This is a genomic window from Nostoc sp. JL33 (assembly GCF_017114985.1).
GTDB lineage: Bacteria > Cyanobacteriota > Cyanobacteriia > Cyanobacteriales > Nostocaceae > Nostoc.
In genome coordinates this window covers 1-8,955 of the sequence record NZ_JABXKP010000013.1, presented here as the reverse complement: position 1 = coordinate 8,955, position 8,955 = coordinate 1, and the positions used below count along the sequence as shown (strand labels likewise).

General features: G+C 40.9%; 9 protein-coding genes and 1 pseudogene. 7 read left to right on the top strand and 3 right to left on the bottom strand.

The window, feature by feature from the left end:
• The first annotated feature begins 508 nt into the window (after positions 1 to 508).
• The 3 genes from HWQ23_RS02830 to HWQ23_RS02820 all read left to right on the top strand — a co-directional run bounded on the left by HWQ23_RS02830 (position 509) and on the right by HWQ23_RS02820 (position 3,507).
• Positions 509 to 661 (top strand): hypothetical protein, encoded by a 153-nt coding sequence (locus tag HWQ23_RS02830; RefSeq protein WP_292823309.1) that lies wholly within the window; start codon positions 509 to 511, stop codon positions 659 to 661.
• 51 nt (positions 662 to 712) lie between these two features.
• Entirely contained in the window at positions 713 to 2,062 is a 1,350-nt protein-coding gene (locus HWQ23_RS02825) for an FAD-binding oxidoreductase (protein ID WP_292823307.1), read from the top strand.
• Between the two features lie 89 nt (positions 2,063 to 2,151).
• Positions 2,152 to 3,507, top strand: a complete 1,356-nt coding sequence (locus HWQ23_RS02820) for a (Fe-S)-binding protein (protein WP_292823305.1) — start codon at positions 2,152 to 2,154, stop codon at positions 3,505 to 3,507.
• Positions 3,508 to 3,580: 73 nt separating this feature from the next.
• Here the strand turns inward: HWQ23_RS02820 and HWQ23_RS02815 are convergent, their stop codons facing one another.
• A complete protein-coding gene (locus tag HWQ23_RS02815; protein WP_292823303.1) occupies positions 3,581 to 4,867 on the bottom strand; it encodes a hypothetical protein in 1,287 nt (428 codons plus the stop codon).
• A 369-nt stretch (positions 4,868 to 5,236) separates the two neighbouring features.
• On the opposite strand from HWQ23_RS02815, the pseudogene HWQ23_RS02810 reads away from it, so the two are divergent.
• A pseudogene (locus HWQ23_RS02810) lies at positions 5,237 to 6,293 on the top strand (IS701 family transposase).
• A gap of 20 nt (positions 6,294 to 6,313) precedes the next feature.
• Here HWQ23_RS02810 and HWQ23_RS02805 read toward each other — a convergent pair.
• Complete coding sequence (locus tag HWQ23_RS02805; protein ID WP_292823301.1) at positions 6,314 to 6,496, bottom strand: hypothetical protein; 183 nt, start codon at positions 6,494 to 6,496, stop codon at positions 6,314 to 6,316.
• A 53-nt stretch (positions 6,497 to 6,549) separates the two neighbouring features.
• Here HWQ23_RS02805 and HWQ23_RS02800 point away from each other — a divergent pair, with 53 nt between their 5' ends.
• From HWQ23_RS02800 to HWQ23_RS02795, 3 genes are all read left to right on the top strand, one after another.
• The gene (locus tag HWQ23_RS02800) at positions 6,550 to 7,269 is read left to right on the top strand and encodes a hypothetical protein (protein ID WP_292823299.1); all 720 of its coding nucleotides are present in this window, start codon (positions 6,550 to 6,552) and stop codon (positions 7,267 to 7,269) included.
• A gap of 195 nt (positions 7,270 to 7,464) precedes the next feature.
• Positions 7,465 to 7,575, top strand: coding sequence for a ribbon-helix-helix domain-containing protein (locus HWQ23_RS33560; RefSeq protein WP_472850379.1), 111 nt, complete (start codon positions 7,465 to 7,467; stop codon positions 7,573 to 7,575).
• Between the two features lie 381 nt (positions 7,576 to 7,956).
• Complete coding sequence (locus HWQ23_RS02795) at positions 7,957 to 8,259, top strand: transposase (protein ID WP_292823297.1); 303 nt, start codon at positions 7,957 to 7,959, stop codon at positions 8,257 to 8,259.
• A gap of 17 nt (positions 8,260 to 8,276) precedes the next feature.
• Here HWQ23_RS02795 and HWQ23_RS02790 read toward each other — a convergent pair whose 3' ends face one another.
• Complete coding sequence (locus tag HWQ23_RS02790) at positions 8,277 to 8,507, bottom strand: hypothetical protein (RefSeq protein ID WP_292823295.1); 231 nt, start codon at positions 8,505 to 8,507, stop codon at positions 8,277 to 8,279.
• Between the last annotated feature and the right edge of the window lie 448 nt (positions 8,508 to 8,955).

Genomic DNA, 8,955 nt, shown 5'->3' with positions numbered 1-8,955 from the left:
TTGGATGGTTTACCCACTGCTGTTACTATATTGCACCCAACTGAGAACCGCTATAGTGGTAACAATCCGCTTTTTTGGTCAGGTTAGCCAGTAAATTAGAAGTAGGGCTTGACACTCCCCGCGATAAATCGACGGGGATTCTTGGCTCAATGAGATCACTTAACGAAGAAGTCCTTGCGTCATCTAAGCCAGAGGTGAGACTCTCCCCAAGCGTTAACTTTCCGAGTGCCCCTCGGTAGTTGCATTGTTGAGGCAGTGCGTTGGGCGGCTATGCCGACAGCCAAGCAACTGGCGTGCAAGTCCTGTTTAGTTTGAAACAAATAGTCTCAAAATTCTGAGTCGTCTAGTTCCTATAAATCTTTTACCTACTGCTAGGAGGAAACTAGAACAATGCAGTAGAACCGCATAGATTTAATTGTCAAGGTTCAGACTGCCGTTAGGCAACAAGGTTTTTAGGCAGGTTGATTACCTTTCCTGCTAGAATTAGTGTAGCACAGGCAGGCTACAAATGAATAGACCAAAAGTATACAATCTGAGATTTTCAGATGAAGAGTGGGCAAAGCTCAAAGCTTATGCAGAATCTAAGCAGATTACTCCGGCTGAAATTCTGCGTGATTATATTAAGCGATTGCCTAAACCCCTTGAAAAGCCGCTCCTTTAGGACGGGGCTTTAAACCCAATTTTTCGGTAAAAAATAAACTAAATCAAAGCGATGTCTAACGACAAGCCGCAAGGCGTGTGCGCTGATTATTTTGCATCTATCGTCGGCGAAGAAAATGCTGTTTGCCTTTGGGAAAATATCAAACTAGGTCAGCAAAAACATATCCAACAGGCTATAGCTTCTGGAAATCCTCCCAGTTGTATTGTCTATCCCCGCACTCAAAAACAGCTAGCTGCTGTCATCGCCACAGCTCACAGTCACAACTGGCGCGTCCTCCCCTGTGGTAGTGGCAGTAAACTCAGCTGGGGCGGTTTAGTCAAGGGCGTTGATGTCGTAGTCAGTACAGAACGCATCAACCAACTGATTGAACACGCTGTTGGGGATTTCACTGTCACGGTAGAAGCTGGGATGAAATTCTCTGATCTCCAAGCACTTTTAGCAAAGTCACGGCAATTTCTTGCCCTTGACCCCACTGCACCAGAGTCGGCAACCATTGGCGGTATTGTCGCCACAGGTGATACAGGTTCTCTGCGGCAACGTTATGGTAGTGTGCGCGACCAGTTACTAGGTATTACCTTTGTGCGTGCTGATGGAGAAGTCGCCAAAGCTGGGGGAAGAGTAGTTAAAAATGTTGCCGGATATGACTTGATGAAGTTGCTTACTGGGTCTTATGGCACATTAGGAGTTATTAGTCAACTAACTTTTCGCCTGTATCCGCTACCAGAGGCATCAGGGACGGTGGTACTAACGGGCAGTGCTGAGGCTGTATCCCAAGCGGCTGATATCCTTCGAGGTTCGGCTTTAACACCAGTCCAAGCTGATTTGCTATCAACTAAACTGGTGTCCAACTTAGGTTTGGGTCAAGGACTAGGATTAATTGCCCGCTTCCAAAGTATTAGCGAGAGTGTTAAGGAACAGTCAAACCGAGTTTTGGAAGTAGGGCAAAAGTTAGGTTTAGATGGGGCAATTTTTGCAGATGGTGATGAAGCCAGTCTATGGCAGAGATTGCAACAACGAATACATTCTACTGCCACAGAATCTGTAATTACCTGCAAAATAGGAGTGTTACCTACTGCTGCCGTGGAGATTTTGACTCAGGTAGAATTGGGTTTAGTTCATATAAGTAGTGGTTTGGGTTTGTTACAATTAGAGGATAAAAATCAGGTTTTGAAAGTGCGCGATCAGCTACGCTCCGCCGGAAGCGATGCCTACGGCGGGCTGCGCCTACGCACTCAAGCTCATAGAGGTTTTTTAACAATTCTGTCAGCACCAATGGCGGTTAAAGAAGAAATAGATGTTTGGGGTTACACGGGGAATGCTTTGCCGTTGATGCGCGGTATTAAGGAACAGTTTGATAGTAAGAATATTTTAAGTCCTGGTCGTTTTGTGGGTGGGATTTAGTTTGAAGAAAACGTAGACTCGCAGAGGCTTGCCGCAGGCTACCGCAGAGACGCTGAGGACGCTGAGATAGAGAGGGGAAAGGGAGAAATATGCAAGTTTCAGAAAATTCTGTTAATAATGTGGCTAGTTTGAAGAATTTGAAGGGGTTTGATGAGAATCATCCACCTGACCCAAAGTTGATTGATAGTTGTGTACATTGTGGGTTTTGTCTCTCGACTTGTCCTAGTTATCGGGTGCTTGGGAAGGAGATGGATTCTCCTAGAGGACGTATCTATTTAATGGATGCGATTAATGAGGGTGAAATTGCCCTGAATACGGCAACGGTAGAACATTTTGATTCTTGTTTGGGCTGTCTTGCTTGTGTGAGTACTTGTCCTTCTGGTGTGCAATATGACAAATTGATTTCTGCAACTCGTCACCAAGTTGAACGAAATTATCCCCGCAGTTTACCAGACCAATTTTTTCGTCAACTGATATTTTCTTTGTTTCCTTATCCTAAACTTTTACGGATTTTATTAGTTCCGTTATTGGTTTATCAAAAGTTGGGGTTTGCCAAATTATTTCGTGCTACGGGTTTACTCAATAAAATATCACCCCGTTTGGCAGCAATGGAATCTATTCTGCCAGAAATTACTCTCAAATCTTTTCAAGATAATTTCCCTACTGTTATTCCTGCCCAAGGTGAGAAGCGGTATCGAGTCGGAGTAATTTTGGGTTGTGTGCAACGGCTGTTTTTCTCCTCAGTGAATGAAGCAACAGTGCGGGTTTTAACAGCGAATGGTTGTGAAGTTGTGATTCCAAAATCTCAAGGTTGTTGTGCGGCCCTTCCCGAACACCAAGGACAAGCAGAACAGGCGAAAGCTTTAGCAAGGCAGATGATTGATAGTTTTGCTAATACTGATGTAGATTTCGTAATTATCAATGCTGCTGGTTGCGGTCATACTTTGAAGGAATATGGTCACATTTTAGAAAGTGATCCAGAATATCGGGAAAAGGCGAAGGATTTTGCAGCTAAGGTTAAAGATGCTCAAGAGTTTTTGGCAACTGTTGGATTAACAGCAAAACTTTCGCCACTGACTGATAAACCTTTGAATTTAGTTTATCAAGATGCTTGTCACTTATTGCATGGCCAAAAGATTAGCGTGCAACCGCGTCAGATATTGCGACAAATTCCAGGGGTGAAGTTGAGAGAACCAATAGATGCAGCTTTATGTTGTGGCAGTGCTGGGGTTTATAATATGCTGCAACCGGAAGTTTCTGAAGAATTGGGTCAGCAAAAAGTGCAGAATTTGTTGAATACTGGTGCTGAGTTAATTGCTTCTGCTAATCCGGGGTGTACTTTGCAAATTACGAAGCATTTGCAGTTGCAAGGTAAGAAGATTTCAGTTATTCACCCGATGGAGTTGTTGGATTATTCGATTCGGGGTGAAAAGTTGAAAATTTAAAAAACAAAAACCCAGAGGCTAAAAGATTGGAGCTAAACACAAAGCTTGTCTGCACGAGCTTTGTGTTTATCGCTTATCTACGAATTGCATCTTCTATAGATTGAAGGGCATCCTTAATTTCTTGTTTTAGAGTCTCTACCTCTGTAGCGATCGCATCAGTATTTTGACGCAGATTTTTAATGTGTGTGTTGATATTTGTAATTCTCTTAAGTGTTGTGTGAATGCGCTTAACGTGGTCTTCAACTGCGATCGCATCTATTTCTGGTTGGACAGCACGTAGCGCAGTTAATCTTTGCTCTATCAGTATAAACCGGATAGCCGTATTTAAAAACTCATGTGTTGTTGCTACCCAAGGACCTTGCCCAGATTGTCCTTCAGCCCATTCGCCAATTTCCTGTGCTAACCCCTCACGATAACGACTCAGGAAGATGGCGGCATTTGCTTGACGCTCAGTCATAGCTTTAGTCAAATGCTCAGAAATGCGTTTGCGTCCCCAAGCATCAGACCCTCTATCTCTTGCTTCAATCACAATTGATAAATCTGTTCCCACAACAGATGTACTAGTGATGTTGACGATAATATCACCAGGTTTGTTATCAGTGCCTACATAATTAACTTCACATCCCATCAACTTTGACCACTTTTGCAGTTCTATAACAACGCCTTCTTCGTAGGTAATCCCTTTGGCTGTAGTATGTTGAAGTGCTTCTTCGGCTGCGTTCCTACCGCGAATTTCCTTTGCTAGTTTGTCAACTTCATCAGCAAGAGGTTTGACAGCTTCCGAGACAACCATTTTTACAGATGTAGCGAGAGTCCCATTTTCAGCAGTTGCTTTTTCAAGTGCCACTGCAAACAGACCTTGCACAGAGTCTTGGCGTTTGGGATCGAGTAGATTTTTCATATCCTTGAGTGCTTTACCAAGGACTGAAGACTCTTTTGCTGGATCGATATCCTGGGAAAGGAAATTTTTTACTTCATTCAGGCGAATCGTGAGTTCCCTTGATATCAAGTTTACCTGTGTTTGAATCGGTGCTAGAACTTGACCGTCAGCCGTACCAATTTTACTGATTAATTGCTGTTCTACTGTTTTTGGTACACCGCCAACAATTTGAGTAACTTCTGCTAGCAACGACTGAATTTGACGCTTGAAAAAATCAATATCTTGACTATTTTGAGTTCTTTCTAGGCAAAAAACACCAACTTCTAGGGCTTGAATAATAGCGCGATCGCGTTCTTCCTGTGGTAATCGCAGTAAGTAATCTACTGTATCTTTTCCAGTTATTTCTAAATTATGAATTAGAATGCGATCGTTTTGGATTTCGATGTTAGAGATAATATTTTTACCGTTAGTTGAAACCATGAGTGTTTTTTATTCTGATAGATTATGTGAACAGTAATTTCTAGTAAGGTGGGTATCGACCACCTATTCTGCTTTATTGGCTAATTAACTTTTAAGGAAGGTTTTGGCAGGCTCTTCCATCTTTATCGCCATCTAATCTAAAACGGTCATCAGCAAAAGCACTTAATACTCTTTGGGCAGGACTTAGGCAACTGGCACAGCGCGATAGCTTCGCTCGCCGCAGGCATCGCATTTATATAGTATTTATGTACTAAATAATGGCGTATCCAAAGAGGATTCCTGAAATTAGTAGCAGTAATCGAGTGTGTTAAGTATTCTTCAAATCATGAGAAAATTAGTTTAGGATGGCTAAAATAAATCCTGAAGTTTATGAGATTTACTAAACTTAACTATTGCCAGTACTTGTTAAGTAGTCAGATTAATTACACTGTCACAAATTTAGCAGACCATTTAGAGCAGATTAGTCATGATCAAATTAACCGCTATCTCAAAAATGATTTGCTAACACCACGTTTGCTTTGGGATAATGTTAAAGATATTATCGAAGTGAGCGATAGTGCATATCTAGTTTTTGATGACACAGTACTTGATAAAAGATACGCCACAGAAATAGAGACAAGTAAAGGGCAATATAGTGGTAATCAACATGGTGTTATCCAAGGTATTGGGCTAATAAATTGTATATATGTCAATCATGAAGTCGGAAAATTTTGGGTAGTTGATTATCGGATTTATGACCCAGAACGAGAAAAGGAAAACAAAAATAGACCATGTGACAGAGATGCTGCAAAATCTTGTGTATCACAAGGGTCTACCATTCCAAGCTGTCTTGATGGACACTTGGTATGCAACAAATAAATTGATGTTATATATTGATGGGTTAGGAAAATATTATTATTGCCCTCTGAAACGTAATCGACTTGTTGATGATACGGCTTGTCTTGAAGATTATCAAAGAATTGAATTATTATCTTGGCAGAAAGAGGAGTTAAAATCAGGTAAAATAGTTAAAATAAAAAAGTTCCCTCAAGCTAAAAAAGTGAAACTTTTCCGGGTCACTGTCTCTACCGACAGAACGGATTTTATCGCTACAAACGCGAAGTTCGCCGCACAGAGTAGTCTGCCCGGCAGACTTCGCGATTTATCTCAAGATTCTACGGACGTTGTACAAAAAGTGTGTAAGGAACGATTACAGGTTGAGGAGTTTCATAGAGAATTAAAACAATTGACTGGTGTTGAATCGTGTCAATGTCGCAAGGGTCGTATTCAAAGAAACCATATTGCCTGCGCTATTTTAGTCTGGCTTAGACTCAAAACTTTAGCTTATAAAAGTAGTCAAACAATTTATCAAATAAAACATGGATTATTGTCAAATTATTTAGTTCAGCAACTAAAACGTCCAGATGTTCCCATGTTTATTGCCTAGTGGTTTGGCGCGTGGCGCGGCTACACCGCGCCATTGCTTGTGACAGTTGCGTAAGTCCTGACTCTTTGGGCTTCAACTTGAGTTTTAAAATCATCACAATTACAGTCGCTATTGACACAGGCTGGTAAGTTACTCGTACTAGCTGGACTAGGTGAATATATAGGTTGATTGCTGCGCTTACCTCGTCGGAAATCCCAAGGCATTACTGGATTTTGCTGGTTCCAAAAACCCGCTGTATTTTGGCATACTCCTGGGCTTGAAGATACTGGTTTTTGTTAACTCAGAATTACTCGATAAAGACAACATTGAAGATGCGATTGACTTTTTTGAAACATATTTAGAAAATCTGAGTAATTTTTCTCAACGAGGTTTCGCACAAAGGCTATTCATTTTCAAGCTTTGTGATACCGACAAGGAGAAAAATTTAAATAATTTTGATGCTTTATGTAAAGTTAAAGATTCTGGAAAGTTGCAAAATGTAAGGGCAGCATCTAATAGTCGCGTTCAAGTGGAAGGAGGAATACAGTCAAATCATGAGGATTTGGATGTGGACATGAAAATGAGTTTGACTAACAACAAACCATCTGCTGAAAAACTTCAAAAAGAGCTAACAGGGCTGAGAAGTAACTACAAAAAACTTCAAGATACTTTTCAAAAGCAAAAAGAGGCTAATCAAGAACTCAAAGAGGAAATAAAAACAGCTACTTCTAATCTTACGAACGCTTTACGTGCATTAATCATTGTTTTAATCCCAATAGGAATTGGTACTGGTATTATCTATGATAATGTGAAGGATATTGATCAAACAAATAATTCTTCAGAGTCAAGACCAGCCAATACAAATAATTCTGCTAGTAATACATCTTCAAGCAATTTTCCTGATTTATTCAAACACACAAATACAGATTCTTCTCAAAGTCAAACGGAAAAACCCAACTCTGAGTCAAAACCTAAAGAAAACTTCAAGTGTCGCTAATATTTAAATGTTAACGATTACCCTTAATAAATTTAGGAGTTCACACAAGTAAAGCCAACTTCTTGGCATATTGCTCCTTTGTTTTACTAGTGATCGCACTTTCTCAAATTATCTCAGGCGATCGCTCTTTTAACACAACTATACACACTTTAAATGTGTATAATAAAGCTGATAGGCAAAACAGAGCGAAAAATTATGCATCGCCGGATTAACATCACCTTACCAGATGAGACAATTGAACTAATTGATCAAGTCATTGAAAAAGGCGATCGCAGAGGCAATTTATGCAGAACGCACAGGGACTAGTGTAAGTATCACGACAATGCATCGTGCGGTAGAAAAATTAGGTTTACGGTGTAAAAAAAAAGTCTCTATGCCAGCGAGCAAGATACCCCAAGAGTACAAGAGTTAAGACATGACTATTGCCGAACTTTAGATAAAATTGATGTCAGAAACCTGATATTTGTCCATGAAGCGGGATTGAATTTATCAATCGCTGCGCGGCTTATTTGCCAGAGCAGTCAATGGCGAAAGAGCAGTTGGTAATATACCTGGCACTAAGGGTGGGAACGTGTCTTTGATTGGAGCTTTAAACCTTGATGGACTGGTTGCAGCTATGACTGTACCAGGTAGTACAAATACTGGTGTATTCCTCACTTATGTCACTGAGATATTAATACCTCAGTTATGGAAAGGAGCGATGCCTGCTGTGTTCTCGTTGCCATCGTGGTCATGGATAACCTCCCGGTTGATCACGCCGAACGTGTAAGAGTTGCAATTGAATCCGTTGGTGCAAAAGTTAAGTTTTTGCCTCCCTACTCTCCAGATTTATCTCCTATAGAACTGTGTTGGTCGAAAGTAAAGCAATTTCTCCGTTCCTGTGAGGCACGCACCACCGAATCACTCGACCAAGCAATGGCTCTGGCTGTCAATTACATTACCGAAGATGATGCCTTCGGTTGGTTCAATCACTGTGGTCTATTTACCTGAAAATTGCTGTAAGTCTGCTAGTTGTTGTTTGTTGCAAAGAAAGTTGCAATCTGGCTTTCTTGCTCTTGAATTCTTTTGCCGCAACCCTTGTTCAGCTGCTGTGCTGCAATAAACGGATTAACTGGAGCAGCAGTTTCTGGCTTGGGCTTGAATATTTCAGCAAGTATTGCACTAACATGCGTGGGTTTCAGTTTCCCGTAAGGAGTGTTGGTTATTAGCGATCGCACCAGTTGAGGTTGATTATTCATTGCTAGGTTCTTATTACTGCTAGAATTGCTCCGCAACAGTTGCAGCATATTGCTAAATTCTAATATCTTTTTGCCCGTTTGAGTTTTAACCCCGGTAATATTTCCACTAACCCAATTGAGTCTACACAGCTAGTTATTATGTACTATATACTATCCGTTTCTTTGCAGTGTGACAGATATGGGTGCGGAAGGTGGGGTATATCCACGGGTTTTTATTTGACCTAGAGAGAAAAATAACAGCCATCAACTAGAGGCTCTTGTAGTTCTCAGGTTTTATTACCTCTGTTCGCCTAAAAAACCATCTATTGACTATTTTACCCAAAAGACTTGTTAGTCCGCTCCTGCAATAACAAAAGCCTCCTAATTATAATTTAAGGAGGCTTGAGTTGAATAATAAAACCTGGCATCGAGCTATTTTTGCGTAGGGCTACCCCTAAACTATCGTGGC

What these genes read in the sequence shown, in the direction of transcription:
- HWQ23_RS02790 (WP_292823295.1), bottom strand. Translation starts at nt 8,507, where the DNA reads ATGAATAATCAACCTCAACTGGTGCGATCGCTAATAACCAACACTCCT.
- HWQ23_RS02815 (WP_292823303.1), bottom strand. Translation starts at nt 4,867, where the DNA reads ATGGTTTCAACTAACGGTAAAAATATTATCTCTAACATCGAAATCCAA.
- HWQ23_RS02795 (WP_292823297.1), top strand. Translation starts at nt 7,957, where the DNA reads ATGGAAAGGAGCGATGCCTGCTGTGTTCTCGTTGCCATCGTGGTCATG.
- HWQ23_RS02825 (WP_292823307.1), top strand. Translation starts at nt 713, where the DNA reads ATGTCTAACGACAAGCCGCAAGGCGTGTGCGCTGATTATTTTGCATCT.
- HWQ23_RS02805 (WP_292823301.1), bottom strand. Translation starts at nt 6,496, where the DNA reads ATGCCTTGGGATTTCCGACGAGGTAAGCGCAGCAATCAACCTATATAT.
- HWQ23_RS02820 (WP_292823305.1), top strand. Translation starts at nt 2,152, where the DNA reads ATGCAAGTTTCAGAAAATTCTGTTAATAATGTGGCTAGTTTGAAGAAT.
- HWQ23_RS02830 (WP_292823309.1), top strand. Translation starts at nt 509, where the DNA reads ATGAATAGACCAAAAGTATACAATCTGAGATTTTCAGATGAAGAGTGG.
- HWQ23_RS33560 (WP_472850379.1), top strand. Translation starts at nt 7,465, where the DNA reads ATGCATCGCCGGATTAACATCACCTTACCAGATGAGACAATTGAACTA.